This is a genomic window from Streptococcus sp. IsoGale022, from assembly GCF_031142805.1.
GTDB lineage: Bacteria > Bacillota > Bacilli > Lactobacillales > Streptococcaceae > Streptococcus > Streptococcus sanguinis_A.
The window spans coordinates 37,467-64,186 of sequence record NZ_JAKZJI010000015.1; the positions used below are offsets into that span (position 1 = coordinate 37,467).

23 protein-coding genes and 1 pseudogene are annotated in these 26,720 nt (G+C 44.5%); 23 read left to right on the forward strand and 1 reads right to left on the reverse strand.

Translation table 11 applies throughout. The features are described 5' to 3' along the window. Nucleotides 1-168 precede the first annotated feature (168 nt). From rpsL to RG608_RS08470, 12 genes are all read left to right on the forward strand, one after another. On the forward strand, nt 169-582 hold the full coding sequence (gene rpsL, locus RG608_RS08415) for a 30S ribosomal protein S12 (RefSeq protein ID WP_002893867.1): 414 nt from the start codon (nt 169-171) through the stop codon (nt 580-582). Between the two features lie 19 nt (nt 583-601). Then, nucleotides 602-1,072: a 30S ribosomal protein S7 gene (gene rpsG, locus RG608_RS08420; protein WP_002893865.1), complete on the forward strand. Its 471-nt coding sequence runs from the start codon at nt 602-604 to the stop codon at nt 1,070-1,072. A gap of 273 nt (nt 1,073-1,345) precedes the next feature. Further along, the gene (gene fusA, locus RG608_RS08425; protein ID WP_002902195.1) at nt 1,346-3,427 is read left to right on the forward strand and encodes an elongation factor G; all 2,082 of its coding nucleotides are present in this window, start codon (nt 1,346-1,348) and stop codon (nt 3,425-3,427) included. A 322-nt stretch (nt 3,428-3,749) separates the two neighbouring features. Next, a complete protein-coding gene (gene gap, locus RG608_RS08430; RefSeq protein WP_002893859.1) occupies nt 3,750-4,757 on the forward strand; it encodes a type I glyceraldehyde-3-phosphate dehydrogenase in 1,008 nt (335 codons plus the stop codon). Nucleotides 4,758-5,109: 352 nt separating this feature from the next. Further along, the gene (glmS, locus tag RG608_RS08435; protein ID WP_268686808.1) at nt 5,110-6,921 is read left to right on the forward strand and encodes a glutamine--fructose-6-phosphate transaminase (isomerizing); all 1,812 of its coding nucleotides are present in this window, start codon (nt 5,110-5,112) and stop codon (nt 6,919-6,921) included. 209 nt (nt 6,922-7,130) lie between these two features. After that, nucleotides 7,131-8,177: a uroporphyrinogen decarboxylase family protein gene (locus RG608_RS08440; RefSeq protein ID WP_268686809.1), complete on the forward strand. Its 1,047-nt coding sequence runs from the start codon at nt 7,131-7,133 to the stop codon at nt 8,175-8,177. 56 nt (nt 8,178-8,233) lie between these two features. Beyond that, nucleotides 8,234-8,434 (forward strand): hypothetical protein, encoded by a 201-nt coding sequence (locus tag RG608_RS08445; protein WP_268686810.1) that lies wholly within the window; start codon nt 8,234-8,236, stop codon nt 8,432-8,434. Nucleotides 8,435-8,522: 88 nt separating this feature from the next. Continuing rightward, nucleotides 8,523-9,524 carry a uroporphyrinogen decarboxylase family protein gene (locus tag RG608_RS08450; protein ID WP_268686811.1) on the forward strand — a complete coding sequence of 334 codons (1,002 nt, stop codon included), beginning with the start codon at nt 8,523-8,525 and terminating at the stop codon, nt 9,522-9,524. 15 nt (nt 9,525-9,539) lie between these two features. Beyond that, on the forward strand, nt 9,540-10,424 hold the full coding sequence (locus RG608_RS08455; RefSeq protein WP_002928009.1) for a transporter substrate-binding domain-containing protein: 885 nt from the start codon (nt 9,540-9,542) through the stop codon (nt 10,422-10,424). Between the two features lie 194 nt (nt 10,425-10,618). After that, nucleotides 10,619-11,311 carry an amino acid ABC transporter permease gene (locus RG608_RS08460; RefSeq protein ID WP_002916549.1) on the forward strand — a complete coding sequence of 231 codons (693 nt, stop codon included), beginning with the start codon at nt 10,619-10,621 and terminating at the stop codon, nt 11,309-11,311. A 3-nt stretch (nt 11,312-11,314) separates the two neighbouring features. Then, complete coding sequence (locus tag RG608_RS08465; protein WP_002928001.1) at nt 11,315-12,001, forward strand: amino acid ABC transporter permease; 687 nt, start codon at nt 11,315-11,317, stop codon at nt 11,999-12,001. A 12-nt stretch (nt 12,002-12,013) separates the two neighbouring features. Then, on the forward strand, nt 12,014-12,778 hold the full coding sequence (locus RG608_RS08470) for an amino acid ABC transporter ATP-binding protein (RefSeq protein ID WP_002902206.1): 765 nt from the start codon (nt 12,014-12,016) through the stop codon (nt 12,776-12,778). 138 nt (nt 12,779-12,916) lie between these two features. Here RG608_RS08470 and RG608_RS08475 read toward each other — a convergent pair whose 3' ends face one another. Beyond that, nucleotides 12,917-13,669: a DeoR/GlpR family DNA-binding transcription regulator gene (locus RG608_RS08475; protein ID WP_002928000.1), complete on the reverse strand. Its 753-nt coding sequence runs from the start codon at nt 13,667-13,669 to the stop codon at nt 12,917-12,919. A gap of 212 nt (nt 13,670-13,881) precedes the next feature. Here RG608_RS08475 and RG608_RS08480 point away from each other — a divergent pair, with 212 nt between their 5' ends. From RG608_RS08480 to RG608_RS08530, 11 genes and pseudogenes are all read left to right on the forward strand, one after another. Beyond that, a complete protein-coding gene (locus RG608_RS08480; protein WP_032906171.1) occupies nt 13,882-14,601 on the forward strand; it encodes a class II aldolase/adducin family protein in 720 nt (239 codons plus the stop codon). A 21-nt stretch (nt 14,602-14,622) separates the two neighbouring features. Then, nucleotides 14,623-16,389, forward strand: a complete 1,767-nt coding sequence (locus RG608_RS08485; RefSeq protein ID WP_308946831.1) for an L-fucose isomerase — start codon at nt 14,623-14,625, stop codon at nt 16,387-16,389. A 65-nt stretch (nt 16,390-16,454) separates the two neighbouring features. Next, complete coding sequence (locus RG608_RS08490; protein ID WP_002916544.1) at nt 16,455-16,751, forward strand: PTS sugar transporter subunit IIB; 297 nt, start codon at nt 16,455-16,457, stop codon at nt 16,749-16,751. Nucleotides 16,752-16,755: 4 nt separating this feature from the next. Continuing rightward, entirely contained in the window at nt 16,756-17,118 is a 363-nt protein-coding gene (locus tag RG608_RS08495; RefSeq protein WP_268686813.1) for a PTS lactose/cellobiose transporter subunit IIA, read from the forward strand. Nucleotide 17,119: 1 nt separating this feature from the next. Beyond that, complete coding sequence (locus tag RG608_RS08500) at nt 17,120-18,616, forward strand: sugar ABC transporter ATP-binding protein (protein ID WP_268686814.1); 1,497 nt, start codon at nt 17,120-17,122, stop codon at nt 18,614-18,616. A gap of 24 nt (nt 18,617-18,640) precedes the next feature. Further along, nucleotides 18,641-19,624 (forward strand): ABC transporter permease, encoded by a 984-nt coding sequence (locus RG608_RS08505; protein WP_268686815.1) that lies wholly within the window; start codon nt 18,641-18,643, stop codon nt 19,622-19,624. 56 nt (nt 19,625-19,680) lie between these two features. Beyond that, the gene (locus RG608_RS08510; protein WP_002927987.1) at nt 19,681-20,763 is read left to right on the forward strand and encodes an ABC transporter substrate-binding protein; all 1,083 of its coding nucleotides are present in this window, start codon (nt 19,681-19,683) and stop codon (nt 20,761-20,763) included. Nucleotides 20,764-20,805: 42 nt separating this feature from the next. Next, nucleotides 20,806-22,290, forward strand: a complete 1,485-nt coding sequence (locus tag RG608_RS08515; RefSeq protein WP_268686816.1) for a rhamnulokinase family protein — start codon at nt 20,806-20,808, stop codon at nt 22,288-22,290. Next, nucleotides 22,291-22,701 (forward strand): annotated as a pseudogene (locus tag RG608_RS08520) (RbsD/FucU family protein); the annotation flags it as partial. It abuts the gene before it with no gap. Nucleotides 22,702-22,907: 206 nt separating this feature from the next. Beyond that, nucleotides 22,908-24,059, forward strand: coding sequence for an iron-containing alcohol dehydrogenase (locus tag RG608_RS08525; protein WP_268686818.1), 1,152 nt, complete (start codon nt 22,908-22,910; stop codon nt 24,057-24,059). A gap of 478 nt (nt 24,060-24,537) precedes the next feature. Then, nucleotides 24,538-26,676 carry an ATP-dependent Clp protease ATP-binding subunit gene (locus tag RG608_RS08530; protein WP_308946832.1) on the forward strand — a complete coding sequence of 713 codons (2,139 nt, stop codon included), beginning with the start codon at nt 24,538-24,540 and terminating at the stop codon, nt 26,674-26,676. The last annotated feature ends 44 nt before the right edge of the window (nt 26,677-26,720 follow it).

The window sequence follows — 26,720 nt, forward strand, 5'->3', positions numbered from 1 at the left end:
GTATTGACAGAAAAGTATCGTCGTGCTATAATGATAGACGGTACTTTTTACTTTTGGTCTCTCAAAAGTGTACAGAGACGTGCTGACAAATGTTGCAAAAGTACACGCAGATGGTAGCTGTCACCAAGTGTATCATCACCAAAATTAAAAAAATACAGGAGAATGTAGATGCCTACAATTAACCAATTGGTTCGCAAACCGCGTAAATCAAAAGTAGAAAAATCTAAATCACCAGCTTTGAACGTTGGTTACAACAGCCATAAAAAAGTTCAAACAAACGTATCTTCACCACAAAAACGTGGAGTTGCAACCCGTGTCGGAACTATGACACCTAAGAAACCGAACTCTGCCCTTCGTAAGTTTGCCCGTGTACGTCTGAGCAACTTGATTGAAGTTACAGCTTATATCCCAGGTATCGGACACAACCTGCAAGAGCACAGCGTGGTGCTTCTTCGTGGTGGACGTGTAAAAGACCTTCCAGGGGTACGTTATCATATCGTCCGCGGTGCACTTGATACAGCAGGTGTTACTGATCGTAAACAAGGCCGTTCTAAATACGGTACTAAAAAACCAAAAGCATAAGGAAAGGGGAGAAAGATAAATGAGTCGTAAAAACCAAGCGCCTAAGCGCGAAGTATTGCCAGATCCGCTTTACAATTCAAAATTAGTTACTCGTCTTATCAACCGCGTTATGCTTGATGGTAAGCGTGGTACAGCGGCTTCTATCGTTTACGGAGCTTTTGACCAAATCAAAGAAGCAACTGGAAACGATGCGTTGGAAGTATTTGAAACAGCTATGGAAAACATCATGCCTGTACTTGAAGTTCGTGCTCGCCGTGTCGGTGGTTCAAACTATCAAGTTCCGGTTGAAGTTCGTCCAGAACGCCGTACAACACTTGGACTTCGCTGGTTGGTAACTATTGCTCGTCAACGTGGTGAGCACACAATGGTTGACCGCCTTGCAAAAGAAATCTTGGATGCATCTAACAACACTGGTGCAGCTGTTAAGAAACGCGAAGATACTCACCGTATGGCAGAAGCTAACCGTGCCTTCGCACACTTCCGTTGGTAATATAGGATGCGAAAGCGTTAAGAAAGTCCCAGAGAAAATAGGGAATCGAAGCAGGTTGCGACTGCAACCAATGAGATTCATCTTTTTCTCCAGACTTTTAGCCCGAGTTCAATTGAGCTCGGTCAGCTCTTATCTATAATTCAACTGATCATCTCACAAGTTGAGACCAACAAAAACAAGATAAGCATTGAGAACGGGTAGGTCCTGCCTATCCGTTTTTGCTAAATAATGTTATAATAAACTGTAAAATAAATTAATAGGAGAAATAACCAAATGGCTCGCGAATTTTCACTTGAAAAAACTCGTAATATCGGTATCATGGCCCACGTCGATGCTGGTAAAACAACAACAACTGAGCGTATTCTTTACTACACTGGTAAAATCCACAAAATCGGTGAAACTCACGAAGGTGCGTCACAAATGGACTGGATGGAGCAAGAGCAAGAGCGTGGTATCACTATCACATCTGCTGCGACAACAGCTCAATGGAACAACCACCGTGTAAACATCATTGACACACCAGGACACGTGGACTTTACAATCGAAGTACAGCGTTCTCTTCGTGTCTTGGATGGTGCGGTTACCGTTCTTGACTCACAATCAGGTGTTGAGCCTCAAACTGAAACAGTTTGGCGCCAAGCAACTGAGTACGGAGTTCCTCGTATCGTATTTGCTAACAAGATGGACAAGATTGGTGCTGACTTCCTTTACTCAGTAAGCACTCTGCATGATCGTCTTCAAGCAAACGCTCATCCAATCCAATTGCCAATTGGTTCAGAAGATGACTTCCGCGGAATTATCGACTTGATCAAGATGAAGGCTGAAATCTATACTAACGACCTTGGTACAGATATTTTGGAAGAAGATATCCCAGCTGAATACCTTGAGCAAGCGCAAGAATACCGTGAAAAATTGGTGGAAGCAGTTGCTGAAACTGATGAAGATTTGATGATGAAATACCTTGAAGGTGAAGAAATCACAACTGACGAATTGAAAGCTGCTATCCGTAAAGCAACAATCAATGTTGAATTCTTCCCAGTATTGTGTGGTTCAGCCTTCAAGAACAAGGGTGTTCAGTTGATGCTTGATGCGGTTATTGACTACCTTCCAAGCCCACTTGACATCCCAGCAATCAAAGGTATCAACCCAGACACTGAAGAAGAAGAAACTCGTCCTGCATCTGATGAAGAGCCATTTGCAGCTCTTGCCTTCAAGATTGCAACAGATCCATTCGTAGGTCGTTTGACCTTCTTCCGTGTTTACTCAGGTGTTCTTCAATCCGGTTCTTATGTAATGAACACTTCGAAAGGTAAACGTGAGCGCATCGGACGTCTTGTGCAATTACATGCCAATAGTCGTCAAGAAATTGAAACCGTTTATGCTGGGGATATTGCAGCTGCTATTGGTTTGAAGGATACGACTACTGGTGACTCATTGACAGATGAAAAAGCAAAAGTGATTCTTGAGTCGATCCACGTTCCAGAGCCTGTTATCCAGCTGATGGTTGAGCCTAAGTCTAAGGCTGACCAAGACAAGATGGGTATTGCTCTGCAAAAACTGGCTGAAGAAGATCCAACTTTCCGTGTTGAAACAAACGTTGAAACTGGTGAAACAGTTATCTCTGGTATGGGTGAGCTTCACTTGGATGTCCTTGTTGACCGCATGCGTCGTGAGTTCAAGGTTGAAGCTAACGTAGGTGCTCCTCAAGTATCTTACCGTGAAACTTTCCGTGCTTCTACTCAAGCTCGTGGATTCTTCAAACGCCAATCTGGTGGTAAAGGTCAATTCGGTGACGTATGGATTGAGTTCACACCAAACGAAGAAGGAAAAGGCTTCGAGTTTGAAAATGCTATCGTCGGTGGTGTGGTTCCACGTGAATTCATTCCAGCGGTAGAAAAAGGTTTGGTTGAGTCAATGGCTAATGGTGTCCTTGCTGGTTACCCAATCGTTGACGTGAAAGCTAAACTTTACGATGGTTCATACCACGATGTCGATTCATCTGAAACAGCCTTCAAGGTTGCGGCTTCACTTGCATTGAAAGAAGCTGCTAAGACTGCTCAGCCTGCTATCCTTGAGCCAATGATGTTGGTAACAATTACTGTTCCTGAAGAAAACCTTGGTGATGTTATGGGTCACGTAACAGCTCGTCGTGGACGTGTTGATGGTATGGAAGCTCATGGTAACAGCCAAATCGTTCGTGCCTATGTTCCACTTGCTGAAATGTTCGGTTATGCTACAGTTCTTCGTTCAGCATCACAAGGACGCGGTACCTTCATGATGGTATTTGACCACTATGAAGATGTACCTAAGTCAGTACAAGAAGAAATCATTAAGAAAAACAAGGGTGAAGCTTAAGCTTTGAGTTGAACCTTGGCACTCGCGTTTGCGGGTGCTTTTTCTATTTTTGGAGAACTGTCCCCTCAATAAAAAGGGGAAATGATTGATTTTGTAAGTTGTATTTCTACATTTTCAAAAGATACTGCTTTGCTTTTTCAAATCAATGAAAGTCGAAATGAAAGTTAGTGAAAGAATTCATAATACTTGTTAATAACAATGAAATCAGTTGCATTTTACCTCAATTAAGTATATAATAGAAATGTTGAAAGGTGATTTGTAGCAACTCAAGTTACTCTTTTCACATAAAAATTTTTTGATTTTCATAAGGAGGAAATCACGAATGGTAGTTAAAGTTGGTATTAACGGTTTCGGTCGTATCGGTCGTCTTGCTTTCCGTCGTATCCAAAACGTAGAAGGTGTTGAAGTTACTCGCATCAACGACCTTACAGATCCAGTAATGCTTGCACATCTGTTGAAATATGACACAACTCAAGGTCGTTTCGATGGTACTGTTGAAGTTAAAGAAGGTGGATTCGAAGTTAACGGTAAATTCGTTAAAGTTTCTGCTGAACGTGACCCAGAACAAATTGACTGGGCTACTGACGGTGTAGAAATCGTTCTTGAAGCAACTGGTTTCTTTGCTAAGAAAGATGCTGCTGAAAAACACCTTAAAGGTGGTGCTAAGAAAGTTGTTATCACTGCTCCTGGTGGAAATGACGTTAAGACAGTTGTATTTAACACTAACCATGACGTTCTTGACGGTACTGAAACAGTTATCTCAGGTGCTTCATGTACTACAAACTGCTTGGCTCCAATGGCTAAAGCACTTCAAGACAACTTCGGTGTTGTTGAAGGATTGATGACTACTATCCATGCTTACACTGGTGACCAAATGATCCTTGACGGACCACACCGTGGTGGTGACCTTCGTCGTGCTCGTGCTGGTGCTGCAAACATCGTTCCTAACTCAACTGGTGCTGCTAAAGCTATCGGTTTGGTTATCCCAGAATTGAACGGTAAATTGGACGGATCTGCACAACGCGTTCCAACTCCAACTGGATCAGTTACTGAATTGGTTGCTGTTCTTGAAAAGAACGTAACAGTTGATGAAGTAAACGCAGCTATGAAAGCAGCAGCTAACGAATCATACGGTTACACAGAAGATCCAATCGTATCTTCAGATATCGTAGGTATGTCTTACGGTTCATTGTTTGACGCAACTCAAACTAAAGTTCTTGATGTTGACGGCAAACAATTGGTTAAAGTTGTATCATGGTATGACAACGAAATGTCATACACTGCACAACTTGTACGTACTCTTGAATACTTCGCGAAAATCGCTAAATAATTCAATGGTAAAAGAAAGAGGCTCATTTGAGTCTCTTTTTCTGTACCTTGCTTTGTGAGAATCATCAAAGACAGAGCTGTGGTATGTTGTTCTTCTATTTTCCAAATTTTTAGTCATATAGAAAGTCATTTTTACTACATCTGTCCATTTTTCTAAATGCTTCAAGGGAGCTGTTTAGTGAAGAGAGAATCCAAGCATACTTTCCTTAAAGAAAACTATACCAATTTCATGCTTGACAAAGTGAAAAACTGTGTGTATACTAGCTTTGTTGGAGTTTTTGGACTCCAAGAAGACTATACCAATTTTTAATAAGAAGGGCTGGTTTCTAAGACTAGAAATCAGAAGTAACGTTATGTGTGGAATTGTCGGAGTTGTCGGAAATCGCAACGCAACAGATATTTTGATGCAAGGCTTGGAAAAGCTGGAATACCGAGGTTATGACTCGGCTGGAATTTTTGTAACAACAGGGAAAACTTCTAGTCTGGTCAAGTCGGTCGGTCGTATCGCTGACCTACATTCTAAAATTGGCATTGATGTTGCTGGGACTACTGGTATCGGACATACTCGTTGGGCTACTCATGGAAAACCAAGTGAAAACAATGCCCATCCTCATACTTCACAGACTGGCCGTTTTGTCTTGGTTCACAACGGTGTGATTGAGAACTATCTTGATATTAAGAATACTTATCTAGCTGGTCATGACTTCAATGGGCAGACAGATACAGAGATTGCTGTGCATCTGATTGGCAAATTTGCTGAAGAAGAAGGCTTGTCTGTTTTAGAAGCCTTTAAAAAAGCTCTTCACATTATCCGTGGTTCTTATGCCTTTGCTTTGGTGGATTCAGAAGATGCAGATGTTATCTATGTTGCTAAGAATAAATCTCCACTTTTAGTCGGACTGGGTGAGGGCTACAATATGGTCTGCTCAGATGCTATGGCCATGATTCGCGAGACAAGTCAGTTTATGGAAATTCATGACCAAGAGCTGGTTATTGTCCGTAAAGACAGTGTGGAAGTGCAGGATTATGACGGGCATACTCTGGAGCGTGAAAGCTATACAGCTGAGCTTGACTTGTCCGATATTGGTAAGGGAACTTATCCATACTATATGCTCAAGGAAATCGATGAGCAGCCAACTGTGATGCGTAAGCTAATCAGCGCTTATACAGATGATAAGGGGCAAGTATCAGTAGATGCAGATATTGTCAAAGCTGTTCAGGAAGCTGACCGTCTCTATATCCTTGCAGCTGGAACTTCTTACCATGCTGGCTATGCTTCTAAGCGTATGCTGGAAGAGCTGACAGATACACCTGTTGAGCTGGGCATTGCTTCTGAGTGGGGCTATGCTATGCCGCTCCTTAGCAAGAAGCCTCTCTTCATCTTTATCAGCCAATCTGGTGAGACAGCTGACAGCCGTCAGGTCTTAGTCAAGGCGAATCAGATGGGTATTCCAAGTTTGACCGTGACCAATGTTCCAGGTTCTACGCTTTCTCGGGAAGCCAATCATACCATGCTGCTGCATGCAGGTCCGGAAATTGCGGTTGCTTCTACTAAGGCCTATACAGCTCAAATTGCAACCTTGGCTTTCTTGGCTAAAGCTGTTGGGGATGCCAATGCTTCTGAAAAAGCGGCAGTCTTTGACTTGGTTCACGAGCTGTCCTTAGTTGCGCAGTCTATTGAGTCCACTTTGTCAGAAAAAGAGTTGATTGACAATAAGGTCCGTGGCCTTCTAGAAACAACTCGCAATGCTTTCTATATCGGCCGTGGTCAAGACTACTATGTGGCGATGGAAGCTAGCTTAAAACTCAAAGAAATTTCTTATATCCAGTGTGAAGGCTTCGCGGCTGGTGAGCTCAAACACGGTACGATCTCTCTGATTGAAGATGGAACACCAGTTTTGGCCCTGCTTTCAGACGAAGTCTTGGCTAGCCATACTCGGGGCAATATTTCAGAAGTCGTAGCTCGGGGTGCCAAGGTGTTGACCATTGCTGAGGAGAATGTAGCCAAAGAAGGCGACGATATCGTGCTCAATCAGGTTCACCCATACCTGTCACCAATCTCTATGGTGGTACCGACACAGCTCATTGCTTACTTTGCAACCTTGCACCGTGGCCTGGATGTTGACAAACCGCGTAATCTGGCTAAGTCTGTCACTGTAGAATAAGTGCAGCAGGCTGTGCCTATAAAAATTATCTATCTCGTCTATAGAAAATATATATGGTACTTATCTAAAAAGGGTACAGAAAATAAGGTTATTCAGCAGAGTCTGAAAAGCCTTGAAAAAGCTAGCTTAGTCTAGCTTTTTTATTTTGCTTTGATAAATATTTTTAATCAGGCTGATAGGGAAAATATATTTCCCAGGAGAAAAAGAGGATGGTAAGATATATTACAAATTCAAAGAAGGAGGAAGTAATGGTCAGCAAGAAAGAATTAGTGCTGAGAGCTTTTCGGGGTGAAGAAGTTGACCGAGTACCAGTTGGTTTCTGGTTTCACTTTGTAAGCCAAGAGGAAAAGATGTTGGGCCTGGATAATCCAGTGATTTTCAATAAAAGTGTTGAGGGGCATGTTGCTTATGTTCGAGCTGCACGGCCAGACTTTGTCAAGATTATGAGCGATGGCTTCTTTAAGTATCCTAGCGCGCTTTATTCGGATCATATTGAGTCCATTCGGGACTTGGCTGCTATCCAGTCTATCGGAGAGCATCATCCTTGGATTGAGCAGCAGATTGAGATGGTTAAGGCTGTAAAAGCAAGCTATCCAGAGGACCTCGCTTCCTTCTACAATATCTTTGCGCCGGTCTCCTATCTCAAGCGCTGGTTCCGCAGGGAAGGGTCACGAGGAGATAGAGAAATTGCAGATTTTCTGGCAGAGGATTCCGAGCTGACAGGACATGTTTTAGATGTCATTGCCGGCGATATTGCTATTTTGACTAGACGTATCATTGAGGAAGCGGGCATTGAGGGGATTTATCTCAGTACCCAGCAAGTCCAAGACGGTCGGGTAGATGCGGCCAGTTATCGTCGTTATATTGAGCCTAGTACGGTCAAGGTTCTGGAAGCGGCCAATGCGGCTGGCGGTCAGAATATTCTCCACATTTGCGGCTTTGAAGGAGCCAGCAATGATTTGGAACTGTTCAAGGACTATCCGGCTCAAGTCTTTAACTGGGCAACCCATCATGAGGGTGTCAGCTTAGCGGAAGGGCGCAAGCTCTTTAGCGGTCAGACTGTCCTGGGCGGCTTTGAAAATGGCAGAGCAGCTCTTCTAAATACAGGCAGTCGTGCAGAGTTAGAGGATGAGACCAAGCGGCTGCTGGCTGCAGCTGGCAGACAGGGAGTGATTCTTGGGGCTGACTGCACAGTACCAGATGATTTCGAAGTAGAAAGACTGGACTGGATTCGTCAGGCGGCTAGTCAGTTCTGATAGATTTGCCAAAGCAATCAAAGAGTAATTTTCAACTCTTTCAAGGAGGAAGATAGATGAACTGGTATCAAAAAAGGCTTGCTGCTCTTGCTCTGATGTTCTTGATAATAGGCACCTTTCTGAGCATCAGTCAGATTTATGCTCACCAGTCTTCAGACAAAAAAGAAGATGATTTGCAGGTGCTCAAGAAACTGCCAGAGCAGTCAACTGGATTGATGCAGCCCGATGATATTGTGGCTCTGCTCTTGTCGGATTAGAATTTTACTTAAAAAGATGAATTAACCTAATTAAAAAGCTAAAAAACAACTCGTTGGCGAGATAGGAACAATAGAAAAAGGAGAGAAGATGACTTCAAAAAGAGAATTAGTACTGAAGGCTTTCAGAGGAGAGCCCGTCGACCGAGTGCCAGTTGGTTTCTGGCATCATTTTACCAGCGAGGAGGAGTGGCTGGCTGGTTTTGGAAATCAGGCCATTATTGATAAAAATCTGGCTGGTCATCAAGCTTTTCTGGCAGAAGTCGAGCCAGACTTTATCAAGCTGATGAGTGATGGTTATTTTGCCTATCCTAACGAGCGCTTGAAAAAAGTCCAATCTATCAAGGAGTTGGCAGATATTGAGCCGCTAGGTGCTGACCACCCTTGGATTAGTGAGCAGGTGGAGCTGGTTCAGAAGATTAAGGCTAGCTTTACAGAGGACTTGGTCGCTATTTACAATATTTTTGCGCCAGTGACCTATTTCAAATGGTTGGTCGGCAAGGTTGCCGGTGGAGATGACATCATTGCAGATTTCCTGGCAGAGGATGCGGTGCTCACGAAGCGGGTGCTGGATGTGATTGCTCAAGATATTGCGGCTCTGACGGAGCGGATTATCAAGGAAGCTGGTGCGGATGGAATCTACCTCAGCGTTCAGAGCATTCAGGATGCGCGGGTGTCAGCTGAAGACTATAAGACTTTTATTGCTCCTAGTGAATTGGCGGTGCTGGAAGCAGCCAACGCGGCTGGCGGAGTGAATATCCTGCACATTTGCGGTTACGAAGGCGCGCGAAACGATGTTCATCTTTTCACAGATTATCCAGCTCAAGTCATCAACTGGGCAGTGGGGCCAGAAGGCATCAGCCTAGCGGAGGGACGAAAATTATTTGGCGGCCGCACTGTCCTAGGTGGTTTTGAAAATGGCAAGGACGGCCTGCTCTACACGGGCAGTCAAGCGGCTATTAAAGACGAGACCAAGCGGCTGATAGCAGAGGCTGGCAAGGACGCTTTGATTATCGGGGCTGACTGTACTATTCCAAGCGATATTAAGACAGAGCGGATTCAGTGGGTTCGCCAAGCAGCAAACTTAGCATAAGAAGGAGACGAAAGAATGAGCAAGAAAAAATGGATTATTGGTGGAGCAGCAGTGATTGCTATTGTAGCAGCGACTTATTTGGGGCGGACCTTGACAGGTGCTTCATCTAGCAAGACGAGCAGCTCTGCATCTGGCAGTGGCAAGGTCACGACTTTAAAAGTGGCACATACACAGAACTATGTTCCTTATGACTTTGTGGATGAAAAGGGAGAATCAGATGGCTATGAGGTTGCTGTTCTCAAGGCTATTGATGAAAAGCTGCCAGACTATCAGTTTGAATATACTGGTACTAGTGACGAGGATCTTTTAGTCGGTCTGGAATCTGGGAAATATGATATTGGAACCAAGGGAGCATGGTACACCGAAGAGCGGGCGAAGAAGTTCATCATTCCAGAAAGCCCAATCGGTGCTAGCATTATCGGTTTCACTATCCGCAAGGAAGACGCTGCAAAATTTAAGACCATTGATGATTTTGCCAAGGAAAAGGGTAAGCTGGTACCTATCTCTCCGCAGAATGCTCAATGGGCCGTTATCGAAGAATATAACAAAAAGCATAGCGGTGCTCCCATTGATTTGACTGCAGCAGAGACCTTCAAGGTTGCTGATGCTTATGCTTGGGTTCTGGAAGGGCGCTACGATGCTTTTTTTGACATCAAGCTGTCGTTTGAAAAAGCTGTGACAGACAAGGAAGGTTCTTACCATCAGTATGCGGATCAACTAACTTGGTTCCCTTACAAGGGGATTCCGACCTATCCCCTGCTTCATAAAAACGAAAAAAATGAAAAATTTGCCAAGGCATACGAGAAGGCAATTAAGGAACTGGAAAAAGACGGAACCTTGGCTAAACTATCGGAGAAGTATTTCGGAGAAGATGTCTTCTCTTATGTGGACAAGGATTAGTGGCTGTTGTCTGCTGATCATGGAAAATCAAAGGCTGACTGAGAAACTAGCTAAATACAGAGCTGGTGGCTTCTAAGCTGACCTTGATGCTGTTTGAAGGAATTTTCAAAGAGAGAGCAAGGCTGCTCCAATCTGAAAGTGTCCGTCCAAGAGAAGCTTATTCTATCTAATCACTGTTGAAGGAGAAGAAAATTATGGTCTCGTATGACTTATCCCGTGTCTTTGGCCTGCTGCCTAGTCTGCTGCAGGCTCTGCCGACCACTTTATGGATTATGTTTGTGACAGCATTGATTGGCTCCTTGCTGGGTGGTCTGTTGGCTTGGGCTCAGATTGCTGAGGAGCAGTCTTTTGCTGGTCTGGCTAGAGGATATATATTTATTCTTAGATGTACACCGCCTATTGTCTTACTTTTCTTGGTTTTTTATGGTATTCCAGAGTTTTTAGAATGGTGGCTGGGGCTGGATATCAATAATTGGTCGCGGACTGTTTTTGTCATCATCACCATGATTTTGCTCTTTGCGGCCATGATTGCGGAAGTCTTCAAGGCAGCTTATCTTGCTGTTCCCAAGGGACAGACCGAGGCAGGTCTCAGTATTGGCTTGACACCGGTACAGACTTTTCTGCGCATCGTCCTGCCACAGGCTTTTCGCATCGCCCTGCCCAATCTCACGACTGCCCTTCTTAATCTCATGCGGGATGCTGCTCTGGCTTATACGATTGGGGCAGTTGATGTCATGGGAGCAGGACAAAATCTCATCAGCCGGAATCTGGGAAATTATTCCCTCGAAACCTATACAGCGGTGGCCTTGATTTACTGGGGGATTGCCCTAGTGGTTTCGCTGGCTTCCCAGCTTCTGGAAAAAAGTCTGACAGTCAAGGAGAGGTAAAGCATGGATTTGAATTATATTGTAAATACCTTTCTGGTAACGTTGAAAGGAATTCCAGTAACCCTGATCATTATGGTGGTGGCTATTCTGCTCAGCTTTATTCCGGCTCTTCTTCTAGCTCTGGGGCAGATTTATAAAGTTCGAGGTGTGCGGACCTTTTCGGTGGTTTATCTGGCCTTTATTCGGGCAACGCCGCCCATTTTGCTCATTCTCTTTTTCTACAGTCTTTTTCCTAGCTTACTGAATCAAATATTCAAAAGTCTGGGTAGTCAGGTAGACGTCTTTAAGTTCAATCCGCTTTACTATGCTTTCATCATCTATAGCCTAATGACGACAGGTAGTTTGTCGGAAATACTGCGCTCTGCCATTTTGACAGTGGATAAAGGGCAGTTGGAGGCGGCTCAAGCGATTGGTTTAACGAATTTTCAAGCTTATCGGAGGATTGTTTTTCCTCAGGCATTGCGCTCTGCCCTGCCCAATCTGGCCAATCTGGTTATCAATCTAGTCAAGGGAACCTCGCTGGTGTTTGTCATGACGGTCAAGGATATCACAGCCTTGGCTAAGATAGAGGCCTCCCATTCTTACCAGTATTCAGAGTCTTACCTGGTGATTTTTGTTATTTATCTCATTATTTGTGGCTTGATTCAGTGGATTTTTAGGGACTTGGAAAAGCGCTCCGCTCTTGCTTAGGAAGGAAAGATTATGTTAGAAGTAAAACATATCTCCAAACGATTTGGAGAGCACCAGGTGCTGGCAGATGTCAGTCTCAAGGTCAATCAAGGTGACGTTGTGGTTATTCTGGGACCCTCAGGCTCTGGGAAAACAACATTTCTGCGCTGTCTGAATCACTTAGAAAAAGCGGATGGCGGCCAGCTGACTTTGTCTGGTAAGGACTATGATTTGGCTAAACTTAGCAAAAAGGAGATTTTGGAAATTCGTAGAAAGACAGCCTTTGTCTTTCAGCATTATAATCTCTTTGCCAATAAAACAGCCCTTGAAAATATCTTAGAGGGCTTAGTGATCGCTCGTAAGATACCGAGAGAAGAAGCGCTTGAGATTGCAGAAGAGTCCTTGAAGCGCGTGGGCCTCTTGGCCTACAAGGACTATTATCCTTCTCAGCTATCAGGCGGCCAGCAGCAGCGGATTGGAATTGCCCGTGCCATTGCTGTCAAGCCAGATGTCATCCTGCTGGATGAGCCAACTTCGGCTCTAGATCCGGAACTGGTCGGGGAAGTTCTCAGTGTCATGAAACAGCTGGCTCAAGAGGGAGTGACCATGGTCGTTGTGACCCACGAGATGAGCTTTGCCCGAGATGTGGCCAACCATGTCATCTTTATGGACGGAGGTCATATCGTCGAAGAAAATCCTCCTCAGGAATTCTTCAGCAGTCCAAAGGAAGAGCGGACCAAACAGTTTCTGTCCCGCATTCTGTCGGATGCCAGTTATAGTGTAGAGTATATGATTTAAAATCTGGATTGTGTCCAGATTTTTATTTTTGATAGATAGCTGTTATTCTTTGACTTGATAATGGATGCATGAGTAGATAGTAAAAAACTAGACCGAGATACGCCTATTTCGGTCTAGTTTGTGTTTAAAGAAAGTTGCTTACCAGAGGATTTCGCATTGGCTGCCGACAGCATTTTGGAAGGATTCAACTGGTGGCTGGTCGGTGATAATGCAATCCAGACTAGAGTAGTTGGAAAGTTTGAAATAATGACTGGTGTTAAACTTAGAGTGGTCGGCCAATAGAATTGCCTTGTCACTATTAGCTATCATTTCCCGCTTGATGTGTGCCTGATTATGGTTGGCTTCGTAAGCAGCGTAGCGATCCAATCCGCGGCAGCTAAAGAAGAGTAAGTCTGCATGGAAATTGTTGATGAAGTTGGCAGCAAAATCGCCCAGCGCGGAATTGGTTCCGCAGCCAATGTGTCCGCCTGATAAGAAGAGGGTGACGTTTTCAAAGTTATTTAGCTGGCGGGCTGCTTCAATACCATTGGTTATGACACGTAGGTTCTGGAAAGGTGCCAAATGCGGAATGAGCATGGCTGCAGTCGTAGAGCTGTCAATGAAGATAGACTGGTTATGAGTGATAAAAGTTGAAGCAATTTCAGCAATTTGCTGCTTGCTTTTTTCTTCTTCACGGGCGCGAGCAGAATACACATATTCTACATTGTTGGTCGTAATCAGCATGACCTCACCATGAGAGCGGATGATTTTCCCCTCTTTTTCTAGCTCAATCAAGTCCCGTCGAAGTGTTGATGTAGAACAGTACAAAAGTTCTTCAAGTTGGGCGGTAGCAATAATCTTTCGCTTGCTGAGAATGTCTATAATTCGACTCATTCGTTCCAAAGAAACCATAGGGACCTCCACTGATGAACAAAGCTGAACATTTATGGTCACATTATAACACAATAAACGAAAAAAAATCAATATAGTAACCATTAAATTGAACGATTATGAACAGTTTTGGCTATATTGTTATATAAAAGTTGGCTATTTATCAATTAGAGGTATAGGTATTGAATGCGTTTACAAAAAAGATTATGATGAATCCAGAAAGGAGTGAGATTATGGATCATCAAGAAGAAATAATCCGCGAACAAATATGTGATGTATGCCACAAGATGTGGCAATTAGGCTGGGTAGCCGCTAATGACGGCAATGTCTCAGTCCGTCTAGACCAAGATACCATTATTGCAACGCCAACAGGTATCAGTAAGAGCTTTATCACGCCTGAAAAACTCGTCAAGCTCAATCTAAAAGGGGAGATTATTGAGGCTCAGGACGGCTATCGTCCATCCAGTGAAATCAAGATGCACATTCGCTGCTATGAAGAACGGGAGGATGTGAATGCTGTCGTCCACGCGCATCCGCCAATTGCGACTGGCTTTGCACTGGCTCACATTCCGCTTGATACCTATTCCTTGATTGAGAGTGCCATTGTAGTAGGAGCCATTCCAATCACTCCCTTTGGTGTGCCATCTACCATGGAAGTGCCAGATGCCATCACCCCATACTTGCCAGAACATGATGTCATGTTACTTGAAAATCATGGTGCCTTGACTGTAGGAAGCGATGTGATTACAGCTTACTATCGGATGGAAACCTTGGAGCTGGTTGCTAAGACCACCTTCCACGGACGCATGTTGCTTTCCACTAAGGGAGTTGAGGAGGAAGAGATTTCTCGTCCAACCTTGGAACGCTTGTTTGCAATGCGGGCCAATTACAAAGTCACAGGCCGTCACCCTGGTTATCGTAAATATAATGGTGACGGAAGCATCAAAGAATAAGAAACATCGGAGGAAATGATTATGACTCAACATCCACGTATTGGAATTCGTCCAACCATTGACGGACGTCGCCAAGGTGTTCGGGAATCACTAGAAGTACAAACCATGAATATGGCTAAAAGTGTGGCGGACTTGATTAGCTCAACCTTGAAATATCCTGACGGTCAGCCTGTTGAATGTGTTATTTCGCCATCTACCATCGGTCGTGTCCCTGAGGCAGCTGCATCGCATGAATTATTCAAAAAATCAAATGTCTGCGCGACTATCACAGTGACACCATGCTGGTGCTATGGCAGTGAAACCATGGATATGTCACCAGATATTCCGCATGCAATCTGGGGCTTCAATGGCACTGAACGGCCAGGAGCTGTTTATCTCGCTGCAGTACTGGCTTCACATGCTCAAAAAGGTATTCCAGCTTTTGGTATTTATGGCAGAGATGTCCAGGAAGCTAGCGACACTGAAATTCCAGAAGATGTAAAAGAAAAAATTCTCCGTTATAGTCGGGCTGCTTTGGCAACAGGACTGATGCGTGACACAGCTTACTTGTCTATGGGCAGCGTCTCCATGGGAATTGGTGGTTCCATTGTCAACCCAGACTTCTTCCAAGAATACCTGGGCATGCGCAATGAATCAGTTGATATGACGGAGTTTACTCGTCGGATTGACCGAGGCATTTATGACCACGAAGAATTTGAACGGGCCATGGTTTGGGTCAAAGAGCACATCAAAGAGGGTGTGGATCGCAACCGTGAAGACTTGGTTCTTTCTCCAGAAGAAAAAGCAAAACAATGGGAATTTGTAGTCAAGATGTTCATGATTGGCCGAGACCTCATGCAAGGCAATCCTCGCTTGGCTGAGCTTGGCTTTGAGGAAGAAGCTGTTGGGCATCATGCCTTGGTTGCTGGCTTCCAAGGTCAGCGTCAATGGACTGACCACTTCCCGAACGGGGACTTCATGGAAACCTTCCTCAATACTCAGTTTGATTGGAATGGTATCCGTAAACCTTATGTCTTTGCGACAGAAAATGACTCGCTCAACGGTGTGTCCATGCTCTTTAACTATCTCTTGACAAATACACCGCAAATCTTCGCAGATGTCCGGACTTATTGGAGTCCAGAAGCGGTAGAACGTGTAACAGGACACAAGTTAGAAGGCCAGGCAGCTAATGGCTTCCTGCACTTGATTAACTCTGGCTCTTGTACCCTGGATGGAACGGGGCAAGCCAGTCGAGACGGCAAACCAGTCATCAAGCCATTCTGGGAATTGGAACAAAGTGAAGTAGATGCGATGCTTGAAAATACAGACTTCCCACCAGCCAATCGCGAATACTTCCGTGGTGGTGGCTTCTCTACTCGCTTCTTGACCAAGGGTCATATGCCTGTAACTATGGTGCGCTTGAATATCCTGAAAGGCGTAGGTCCGGTCTTGCAAATCGCTGAAGGCTATACCTTGGAATTGCCAGAGGAAGTGCATCATACCTTGGATAATCGGACAGATCCAGGCTGGCCAACCACTTGGTTTGCACCGCGTTTGACAGGAAAAGGTGCCTTCAAGTCTGTCTATGATGTTATGAACAACTGGGGAGCCAACCACGGTGCTATCACCTATGGCCATATTGGAGCGGATTTGATTACGCTGGCTTCCATGCTGCGTATCCCAGTTAATATGCACAATGTGCCAGAGGAAGGCATCTTCCGTCCCAAGAACTGGTCACTGTTCGGTACAGAAGATTTGGAATCAGCCGACTACCGTGCTTGCCAATTATTAGGGCCAATTCATAAATAAAGATTTTGGGAGGGCGTGCCTCTTTCTAGGCACGCAGCCTGCCCGATAGAAAGAGAGTAGCTTAGATGACCAAGACAATTATTCTAGCCTGTGTGGGCGGCTTAACAACCAGTATGTTGGTAGAGCGAATCAATGAAGTTATTCATCGTGACCAATTGGATTATTCCTTTTATTCCATTGGGATTACGGGTATGAATAACTTGAAGAATATCGATGTCTTATTGCTCAGTCCGCAATTAGCCTATCTAGAAGAAAAGGCTAAAGCAAGTCTGCAGGTCCCAGTCGCAGTCATTAGTGATGAAGATTTCGAGTTGATGAGAGGCGAAGAAGTGCTTCGTCAGGCTGAAGTATTGATGGACTAGGCTTATGGTAGGACAAGACAAAGGCTCAAGCCAAGAACTGATGCGACTGATTATCAAGAGTAGTAAAGTGACTGCGCAAGTCATGCAGAGTTTGGAGTTGGCTCAGTCAGGTCAGAAGGAAGAAGCAAATGCTGAGTTGGAACAAGCGAGAAAACTCAGCGTGGAGGCTCACAACTTACAGACCAGCCTTATCCAGTCTGAACTGAGTGGTCAAGCCAATCCTCCAAGTCTGCTAGCGGTCCATGCTCAGGACCATTTTATGAATAGCCATTTATTACTCGAATTAGCCGCCGTATTTCTCAATCAAATAGAAGAAATCGAAGATTTAAAAGCAAGAATTGCAAAACTGGAACAGGTAGGTGAGTAGCATGGATCATCCTGTCATATTAGAAATGAAGGGCATTGTTAAAAGCTTCGGTCCAGTCCGAGCCTTAAAAGGGGTCAATTTTGACTTGCGGGCTGGTGAAGTGCATGCTCTAATGGGTGAAAATGGGGCTGGTAAATCCACTTTGATGAAGGTCTTGACTGGTATCTATGGAGCAAATGAGGGTACTATTCATTACAATCAAGAAGAAGTGGTCTATTCCAAGCCCAAGGAAGCAATGGATGCAGGGATCGTTATCGTTCACCAAGAATTGAATATGATGAACCATCTAACAGTGGCTCAAAATATCTTTATTGGACGGGAAGAAGTTCAAGGCAGCTTCTTTATTAACGATGCATCCAGTATTAAGAAAGCAAAAGAACTCTTTAGTCTCTTAAAACTAGACATTAACCCAACTGAAAAAGTAGGAAATCTGACGGTTGGGAAACAACAAATGGTCGAAATCGCAAAGGCCCTCTCAATGGATGCCAAAGTGATAGTCTTTGACGAACCGACAGCAGCTCTGACTGAATCGGAAATCAATGAGCTCTTTGTCATCATTGACGACCTGCGTGCAAAAGGTGTCGGTATTATCTACATTTCTCACCGGATGGATGAGATTGCCCGCATCACAGACCGCGTGACTGTTATGCGGGACGGCGAGTATGTAGGCACGGTCAATACCAAAGACACCACCAAGGATGAAATCATCTCGATGATGGTTGGACGGACGATTTATGAAGATCCCAAGGCTGCATCAACAGTAGCAGAAGATGCCCCTGTGGTGCTGGAGGTGAAAAACCTCTGTGCAGGAACGGCCGTTAAAGATGTGAGTTTCAAACTCCATAAGGGTGAAATTCTAGGCTTTTCAGGATTGATGGGAGCCGGTCGGACAGAAGTTGCCCGTTTGCTGTTTGGTGCAGACAAAAAAGAAAACGGTTCCATTATTATAAATGGGAAAGAAGTAAGCATCAATTCTCCCCAGGATGCCATTCGGGAAGGAATTGGTTACTTATCTGAAGACCGCAAGCGCTTTGGCTGTATCGTGGACATGACCATTGCCAACAATACGGTCATAACCAATCTTGATAAGTATATCAAGGCTGGATTGATTGATGATGGTGCTATTGTCAAGGCGAGTGATCAGTTTGTTCAATCTTTACATACCAAGACACCGTCATCCAAACAGCTGGTTCGCAATCTTTCGGGAGGCAACCAGCAGAAAGTGGTCATCGCCAAATGGCTGGAACAAAATAGTGATATTTTAATCTTTGATGAGCCGACACGAGGGATTGATGTCGGTGCCAAAAGTGAAATATACACACTGATGAATGATCTGGTTGCTCAAGGCAAATCCATTATTATGATTTCGTCAGAACTGACAGAAATCTTACGGATGAGCGATCGAATCGTAGTCATGTGTGAAGGTAGAAAAACGGGTGAGCTGGATATTAGCCAAGCAACACAAGAGAGAATCTTGGCGCTAGCGACTGACCGTTAAAAGTGAAAACAGAGGTGTTTACGTATGGAAGAGAAACAATCCTTATGGATGAAATTAGAAAAAACAGTTGGTTTACAAAAGCTGATTGCCTTGATTGCCTTGGTGGTAATCTTTGCCTTCTTTGCCATCTCCAGCGAATCATTTCGTTCGTTTGATACAGTAGTCAGTATCTTAGATGCGTCATATTATATTGGTTTCCTTGCCATTGGGGTCACATTTGTCATCATTACAGGTGGTATTGACCTCTCTATTGGTACGGTGATGATGTGCTCGGCTATTATCGGGGGCGTCCTTCATACCAAGATGGGCTGGCCGCTCTGGCTGTCTTTGCTGGCCATTCTAGTCATTGGAGGATTATTCGGTCTGCTCAATGGAATCATGGTCGCAAAATTCGGTTTGCCGCCTTTTATCGCGACGCTGGGTACGATGATGATTTCCCGAGGTCTGAGTTCCATTGTCTCAAATGTCCAAAGTGTAACCTTCCCTCTTCGTGGAACAGGTGAAGGTTGGTACAAAGATTTATTCCGAACCCAGGGTAATTTCCCGACAGGCTTAATCGTGCTGGTGCTTGTGGCTGTCCTTGCTGCGGTAGTATTGAACAAGACAAAAATTGGCCGCTATATCTTCGCTATTGGCTCCAATAAAGAAGCTACTCGTCTGTCTGGGGTCAATGTTGTCAAATGGGAAGGCATGGCCTATGTCATAGGCGGTCTGTCAGCAGGGCTTGCTGCCGTTGCTTATGCGGCCACCTACTCTACGATTCTGCCAGGTACTGGTAATGGTATGGAGCTGGATGCGATTGCCGGTGTCGTAGTAGGGGGAACTTCTCTAGCTGGCGGTGTCGGATCTGTTATTGGTACCATTATCGGGGTCTTCATCATGTCAGTCCTGAAAATTGGTTTGCCTTATATCGACCTACAGCCCCACTATCAACTCTTTATTACTGGTTTCGTTGTTATCGTCGCTGTTTATTTTGATATTTTCATTCGCAAGAATAAGAAGAAATAAGTACAGCCCTCGCTATCATATTCATGAATTTATAAGATATAATAGGAGTTTTTACCATGAGAAAATCATTTAAATTTGCTACTGCGGCACTTCTTGCTGCTGCTGCAATTGGACTAGTTGCTTGTTCTTCTAAGAAAGACAGTAATAAAGCTACAAACAGCAAGGGTGGGGACTATCGTGTAGAAGTAATTGCCAAAGGATTCCAACACGATTTCTGGAAAGCCGTAAATAAAGGTGCTGAACAAGCAGCAGATGAATTTGGAGCCAAGATTACTTTTGTCGGCCCTCAAAATGAAACCGCTATCGCAGAACAATTGGAACAGTTGAACAATGCCATTAACAAAAATCCAGATGCGATTGCCCTAGCAGCGCTTGATACCGAATCAGAGCTAGATGCCATCAAACAAGCCCAGGCCAAGAACATTCCTTTGATTGGTTTTGACTCAGGAGTTCCAGGTGCACCAGACGGAGCAATCAAAGCAACCGCCTCTACAGATAACCATGCTGCTGGTGCCAATGCAGCAGAACACTTGTTCCCATTGTTAGAAAAGAAATTGGGCGACAAACCGGTTCGTATCGGGGTGGTTTCCCAAGAAGCAAATTCACTTTCTATCACACAACGGACTTCCGGTTTCATTGATAAGATGGTTGAGTTGCTAGAAAAGAAAGGCATCAAAACGGCTGTTGTTGGTCACGATAAATTCAAAAACAATGTCTCTGAATCAGATGCCAAAGCTATCATTGAAGTTCGTGTACCAGCACAAGTAGACGATGCAGCTGGTAAGACAGAAGCATCCACTGTGCTCGAAAAATCAGATACAGTCGCTATTTACGGTTCAAATGAATTTGCAGCTAAAGCTATTATCAACGCAAATGGCAGTTTCAAGGAATCCAAGCTCGGTGCAGACAAGATTTTGGCTGTCGGTTTTGACTCAGGTGCCTTGCAGCAAGATGCCATTCGCAATGGTCTCTTTGTAGGCTCTGTTACGCAAGACCCAATTCAAATCGGCTATCAATCTGTAAAATTAGCTATTGAAGCGGCTCAAGGAAAAGAAGTCAAAGATGTAGACACTGGATCAAAATGGTATGATGCCAAGAACATCGACTCTGATGAAATCAAACCATTGCTTTACCAATAATCAAAATCGTTTGTAAAGATTGGTGTATTGGAGGAGATGAGAATGACATTGATGAAATTACTGGCCATTGACCTAGGTGCTAGTTCAGGTCGTGTCATGCAAGCAATTTACAATGGCCATAGTATCCAGCTATCAGAAGTTCATCGGTTCAAAAACGAGCCGATGAACGTGAATGACGGTCTTTATTGGAATATCCTGCATCTGTTTGGAGAAATCAAGATTGGGATCAAGAAAGCTTCAGCAGATGGGATTCCTATTCGATCCATATCCGTTGATACATGGGGTGTGGACTATGCCTACCTAGACCAAAACGGAGATCTGCTCTACCAGCCGCATTGTTATCGTGACAATCGTATGGGCCAATACGAAGAAACTTTTTATAAGAAAATCAGCAAAAAGGCGCTTTTTGAGGAGACAGGCGTACAGCCTGCCTGCATTAATACTGTTCTGCAACTATTCGCTGATTTGCAGGAAAAGCCCCATTTGGCAAGAGTTGCAGAGCGTGTGCTCTTTATGCCGGATTTGATTAACTATCTTTTGTCAGGTGTTTTATCCAGCGAGTATACCATTGCCAGTAGCAGCGGTTTGCTCAATATCAATTCTCAGACATGGTCTGACAGCGTTTTTGAGACGCTAGGGATTCCTAAAAAGTGGTTTGGTGAGGTGATACAGGGAGGAAAAGTCCTGAGAAGCCTGTCGCCACGGATCACACAAGAGCTGAAAATTGAGCCTTTTGATGTCATTGCTGGGGCTGGTCATGATACAGCGGCAGCTGTTCTGGCTATTCCTTATGCGAGTGAGCAGCCAACAGCCTTTATCTCTTGCGGTACTTGGTCTCTGGTCGGTCTAGAATCTCAGAACCCTGTGACCAGCCAGGAAGCTTTAGAGGCCAATCTGACCAATGAAGGCTGCTTTGACGGACGCTATCGGATTTTGAAGAATACGACAGGTCTCTGGATTATCCAAGAACTGCAGCGGGACTGGCGCTTGCAAGGAGAGGACATCAGCTTTGCTGAAATGGTGAAACTAGCAAGAGACGTCACGAATAATCGCTCTTGGATTAACCCCAATGATGCTATTTTTGCAGCTCCGGGAGACATGGAGGCTAAGGTCAAGGAGCGTTGCCATATGACCAACCAGCCTGTCCCGCAAAGCAAAGGAGAGGTTGTCCGAGTGGTCTTGGAAAGTCTCGCTTTTGCCTACCGTCAAACCGTGGAGCAAATTGAGAGCCTGACCGGTCAAAAAATCGAGCAGATTCACATGGTCGGCGGCGGTATCCAAAACGAACTACTCTGCCAGCTGACAGCTGATGTAAGCCAGAAGTCAGTCCTAACAGGGCCGATTGAAGCCAGCGCTTTGGGAAATATTTTGGCACAGCTTTTGACCTTGGGTGAGATTCAAGATCGGCAGACTGCCCAAAAGCTCATCAAGGATTCAGAAAAGACCAAGCAATACCAAGCTCAAGAAGGCTCAGATTTGGCTCAGTCCTATCAAGAATTTCAAGCAAGTATGAAAGTAGGAAGTTAGATGTTAAAGCATATTCCAACTATTTTAAGTCCAGAATTGGTCAAGTATCTGATGGAGATGGGGCACGGAGATGAAGTGGTCATTGCCGATGCAAACTTCCCTGCCCATAGGATTGGTCAGCGGGTTGTTCGCTGTGACGGTCACGGAGTTCCAGCGCTGCTAGATGCTATCTTGACTGTGCTGCCCTTGGATACCTATAGCGACTACCAAGCAGGTCTTATGCAGGTAGTGCCGGGAGATCCGACCGTACCAGTCATCTGGGATGACTACAAGGCTTTATTAGAAAAGAACTATCCAGGTACAGCCATTAAAGAATTTGAACGCTTTGCTTTCTATGAGCAGGCGGAAAAAGCTTATTTGGTCATCCAAACGGGCGAGGGAGCTCTGTACGGCAACATCATTTTGAAAAAAAGGTGTCATTGCCAGCTAATGAAAAAAACAGGTAAGAGGTGGACAAGGTTGCTTCTGGAAAGGAATGCCCTTGTTCCTCATCCTTATCTGGGAATTTCTTTGCTTTTTTTATCAATCGACTTGTTAAAAAAATCACAAAAATCTTGCAAAAAGCAAAATTTTGCAGTATTATTATATTAACAATATAATTCAAAAGGAGAAATTATATGTCTACATTTTACGTACCCGCTGTCAATCTTATTGGCAAAGGTGTTGTCAAGGAAGTTGGCCCTTATGTTAAGGAGCTGGGTTATAGCAAGGCCTTGCTAGTGACGGATAAGTTTATCGAAGGCAGTGATATCCTGCCGCAAATCCTAGCACCACTAGATGCGGAAGGCATCCAGTATGTGGTCTTCAGCGATGTTGAGCCAAACCCGACTTGTAAGAACGTCATGGATGGTGTAGCTGCTCTCAAGGAACACAACTGTGACTTCATCATCAGTGTCGGCGGAGGTTCACCTCAGGATGCGGCTAGCTGTATTTCAGTTATTGCGACAAATGGTGGTAAACCACAAGACTACGAAGGCTTGCACAAGTCTGCTAAGAAAGGTCTGCCGGTAGTGGCAATCAATACTACAGCAGGAACTTCAGCTGAAATTACCATTAACTATGTCATTACAGATGAGGAACGCAAGGTTAAGATGGTTATGGTGGACAAGAATAGCTTGGCCCTGATCTCAGTCAATGACCCTGAACTCATGGTATCTAAACCAGCTGCCCTCACAGCAGCCACAGGTATGGATGCTTTGACTCACGCAGTCGAAGCTCTCGTCACACCAGGAGCCTACGGTGTAACCAAGAAATTATCTATCGGAGCTATTGAACTTATCAAGGAATACCTTCCTCGTGCGGTTGCCAATGGCCATGATATTGAAGCGCGTGAAGGCATGGTGAATGCCATCTTCCTTGGTGGTATGTCCTTTAACAATGCTGGACTAGGTTATGTTCACTCTATGGCTCACCAGCTTGGGGCAGTTTACAATCTGCCGCACGGTGTCTGCTGTGCCATGCTCCTGCCAGTTGTAGAGCGTGAAAATGCTAAACGGGTACCAGAAGCTTTCCGCAATGTTGCCAAAGCTCTTGGTCTGCAAATCGAAGGCAAGACTGATGAAGAATGTGCAGCTTATGCTATTTCTGAAATCGAAAAATTGTCTGAAACGGTTGGCATTCCGAAGAAACTCACTGAACTTGGTATCGAAGAAAAAGACTTTGACTTTGACTACCTATCTAAAAACGCTTTGATTGATGCTTGTGCGCCAGGTAATCCCTTCATGCCGACTCTAGAAGAAACGATTGCTTTATATAGAGAACTCTTCTAAGAACGAAAAAATTCTGCTGAAACAAACAAGGCTCTGCATGACTCTAGCTTGCAGGGCTTTTTTATAGGAATGAAAAGGATCTAAACGAAAATTTTGATTACAACTGTAAATTTATTTTAAAAAATTATGTAAAATCTATTGACAAATAAATTCTATCATGATAAAATTACAACTGTAAACAAAAAAGTTTACGTAAATTTAATCAGAAGGTATGAATACAGCCGGAAGGCAATTATTTTTGGGAGGATTGGAAATTATGTAAAATTATCTTCGTCTGAAAGAGATTTGATTCACTCATAAAAGTAGAGACTGACTCAGTCTTGATTTTTGGAAATCGAATAAGTTATGTAAAATAATAGATTGGAGAAGATCTCCCAAATGAATATTTATAGTAGATAAGGAAAAGATTTCTTATCTGAAATTTTGGCAAAAATAAAAATTATGTAAAGCGAAAAATGAAGAAAAGTGAGGCAATGCTATGAACAACAACTACAACAATTTTAACAATATGGACGACCTTTTCAACCAACTCATGGGACGCATGGGCGGCTACAACAGCGAACACCGGCGCTACTTGATTAATGGTAGAGAGGTCACACCGGAAGAGTTTGCTCAGTACCGGGCTACTGGCAAGCTCCCCGGTCAAGGAGCAGGGGAGCAGACTAGCCAGACTGCTGCTCAAGGACCTAAGCAGGATGGTATCCTGGCTAAGCTAGGTCGCAATCTGACTCAGGAAGCTCGTGATGGTAAGTTAGATCCAGTCATTGGGCGCAATAAGGAAATCCAAGAAACTGCTGAAATCCTTTCCCGCCGGACTAAGAATAATCCGGTTCTGGTCGGAGATGCTGGAGTTGGTAAGACAGCTGTCGTAGAAGGATTGGCACAGGCTATCGTCAACGGTGATGTGCCAGCGGCCATCAAGAACAAGGAAATTATCTCTGTTGATATTTCCGGTCTGGAAGCTGGTACTCAATATCGCGGTAGCTTTGAAGAAAATATCCAAAACTTAGTCAATGAAGTCAAGGAAGCCGGCAACATTATACTCTTCTTTGATGAAATCCATCAAATCCTAGGAGCAGGATCTATCGGTGGAGATAGTGGCTCTAAGGGCATGGCGGATATTCTCAAACCAGCGCTTTCACGTGGAGAGTTGACTGTTATCGGGGCTACTACTCAGGACGAGTACCGTAACACCATTCTCAAAAATGCAGCTCTGGCTCGTCGTTTCAATGAAGTCAAGGTCAATGCACCGTCTGCCGAAGATACCTATCAGATCCTTCGAGGTATTCGGGACCTGTACGAAAAGCACCATAATGTCATCCTGCCGGATGAAGTGCTGAAAGCGGCTGTGGACTACTCTGTTCAGTATATTCCACAGCGGAGCCTGCCAGACAAGGCGATTGACCTAGTCGACGTGACTGCTGCCCACCTGGCAGCCCAGCATCCAGTAACCGATGTTCATGCGGTTGAACATGAGATTGCTGAGCAAAAAGACAAGCAGGAAGCAGCTGTTGAAAAAGAAGATTATGAAGCAGCTCTGAATGCCAAGACCCGCATTGAAGAGCTGGAAAAGAAAATTCAAAACCACACCGAGGATATGAAGGTGACGGCGACAGTCAACGATGTAGCGGAGTCTGTTGAGCGGATGACGGGAGTGCCGGTATCTCAAATGGGTGCCAGCGACATTGAGCGCCTCAAGGGCATGAATGACCGTCTCAAAGCCAAGGTTATTGGTCAAGACAAGGCTGTAGAAGCTGTAGCTAGGGCTATCCGCCGAAACCGTGCAGGCTTTGATGAAGGCAACCGTCCAATCGGAAGCTTCCTCTTTGTTGGTCCGACAGGTGTCGGCAAGACTGAGCTAGCCAAGCAACTGGCTTTGGATATGTTCGGTACCAAGGAAGCGATTATCCGTCTGGATATGTCAGAATACTCCGACCGGACTGCTGTTTCCAAGCTGATTGGTACCACTGCAGGCTATGTCGGCTATGATGATAACAGTAATACCCTGACCGAGCGTGTGCGCCGCAATCCTTACTCTATCATTCTCTTGGATGAGATTGAAAAGGCGGATCCACAGGTGATTACCCTTCTCCTTCAAGTTCTGGATGATGGTCGCTTGACAGATGGTCAAGGGAATACCGTCAACTTCAAGAACACGGTCATCATTGCGACTTCCAATGCCGGATTTGGCTATGAAGCAGGCTTGGAAGAGGATGCTGAAAAGCCTGATCTGATGGATCGACTCAAAGCTTACTTCCGTCCAGAATTCCTCAATCGTTTCAACGCGGTTATTGAGTTCTCTCATCTCAAGAAAGAAGATTTGATGGAGATTGTGAATCTCATGCTGATCGAAGTAAATCAAACATTGAGCAAGAAAGAAATTGATCTGGCTGTATCTGATGCAGCTAAGGAATTCCTGCGCGACGCTGGTTATGACCAAGTCATGGGTGTTCGTCCACTCCGCCGTGTCATCGAGCAGCAAATCCGTGATAAGGTGACTGACTTCCACTTGGATAATCTAGATGCTAAGCATTTGACGGCTGATTTGGAAGATGGTGTCTTGGTTATCCGGGAAAAAGTCGCTGCCGCATCTGAAGAAGACAAGCAGGCAGAATAAATCTTACTAAGTTAATTAAGTTTTTAAAGACCTCCTTCTTAGAT

What these genes read in the sequence shown, in the direction of transcription:
- rpsL (WP_002893867.1), top strand. Translation starts at nt 169, where the DNA reads ATGCCTACAATTAACCAATTGGTTCGCAAACCGCGTAAATCAAAAGTA.
- rpsG (WP_002893865.1), top strand. Translation starts at nt 602, where the DNA reads ATGAGTCGTAAAAACCAAGCGCCTAAGCGCGAAGTATTGCCAGATCCG.
- fusA (WP_002902195.1), top strand. Translation starts at nt 1,346, where the DNA reads ATGGCTCGCGAATTTTCACTTGAAAAAACTCGTAATATCGGTATCATG.
- gap (WP_002893859.1), top strand. Translation starts at nt 3,750, where the DNA reads ATGGTAGTTAAAGTTGGTATTAACGGTTTCGGTCGTATCGGTCGTCTT.
- glmS (WP_268686808.1), top strand. Translation starts at nt 5,110, where the DNA reads ATGTGTGGAATTGTCGGAGTTGTCGGAAATCGCAACGCAACAGATATT.
- RG608_RS08440 (WP_268686809.1), top strand. Translation starts at nt 7,131, where the DNA reads ATGGTAAGATATATTACAAATTCAAAGAAGGAGGAAGTAATGGTCAGC.
- RG608_RS08445 (WP_268686810.1), top strand. Translation starts at nt 8,234, where the DNA reads ATGAACTGGTATCAAAAAAGGCTTGCTGCTCTTGCTCTGATGTTCTTG.
- RG608_RS08450 (WP_268686811.1), top strand. Translation starts at nt 8,523, where the DNA reads ATGACTTCAAAAAGAGAATTAGTACTGAAGGCTTTCAGAGGAGAGCCC.
- RG608_RS08455 (WP_002928009.1), top strand. Translation starts at nt 9,540, where the DNA reads ATGAGCAAGAAAAAATGGATTATTGGTGGAGCAGCAGTGATTGCTATT.
- RG608_RS08460 (WP_002916549.1), top strand. Translation starts at nt 10,619, where the DNA reads ATGGTCTCGTATGACTTATCCCGTGTCTTTGGCCTGCTGCCTAGTCTG.
- RG608_RS08465 (WP_002928001.1), top strand. Translation starts at nt 11,315, where the DNA reads ATGGATTTGAATTATATTGTAAATACCTTTCTGGTAACGTTGAAAGGA.
- RG608_RS08470 (WP_002902206.1), top strand. Translation starts at nt 12,014, where the DNA reads ATGTTAGAAGTAAAACATATCTCCAAACGATTTGGAGAGCACCAGGTG.
- RG608_RS08475 (WP_002928000.1), bottom strand. Translation starts at nt 13,669, where the DNA reads ATGGTTTCTTTGGAACGAATGAGTCGAATTATAGACATTCTCAGCAAG.
- RG608_RS08480 (WP_032906171.1), top strand. Translation starts at nt 13,882, where the DNA reads ATGGATCATCAAGAAGAAATAATCCGCGAACAAATATGTGATGTATGC.
- RG608_RS08485 (WP_308946831.1), top strand. Translation starts at nt 14,623, where the DNA reads ATGACTCAACATCCACGTATTGGAATTCGTCCAACCATTGACGGACGT.
- RG608_RS08490 (WP_002916544.1), top strand. Translation starts at nt 16,455, where the DNA reads ATGACCAAGACAATTATTCTAGCCTGTGTGGGCGGCTTAACAACCAGT.
- RG608_RS08495 (WP_268686813.1), top strand. Translation starts at nt 16,756, where the DNA reads ATGGTAGGACAAGACAAAGGCTCAAGCCAAGAACTGATGCGACTGATT.
- RG608_RS08500 (WP_268686814.1), top strand. Translation starts at nt 17,120, where the DNA reads ATGGATCATCCTGTCATATTAGAAATGAAGGGCATTGTTAAAAGCTTC.
- RG608_RS08505 (WP_268686815.1), top strand. Translation starts at nt 18,641, where the DNA reads ATGGAAGAGAAACAATCCTTATGGATGAAATTAGAAAAAACAGTTGGT.
- RG608_RS08510 (WP_002927987.1), top strand. Translation starts at nt 19,681, where the DNA reads ATGAGAAAATCATTTAAATTTGCTACTGCGGCACTTCTTGCTGCTGCT.
- RG608_RS08515 (WP_268686816.1), top strand. Translation starts at nt 20,806, where the DNA reads ATGACATTGATGAAATTACTGGCCATTGACCTAGGTGCTAGTTCAGGT.
- RG608_RS08525 (WP_268686818.1), top strand. Translation starts at nt 22,908, where the DNA reads ATGTCTACATTTTACGTACCCGCTGTCAATCTTATTGGCAAAGGTGTT.
- RG608_RS08530 (WP_308946832.1), top strand. Translation starts at nt 24,538, where the DNA reads ATGAACAACAACTACAACAATTTTAACAATATGGACGACCTTTTCAAC.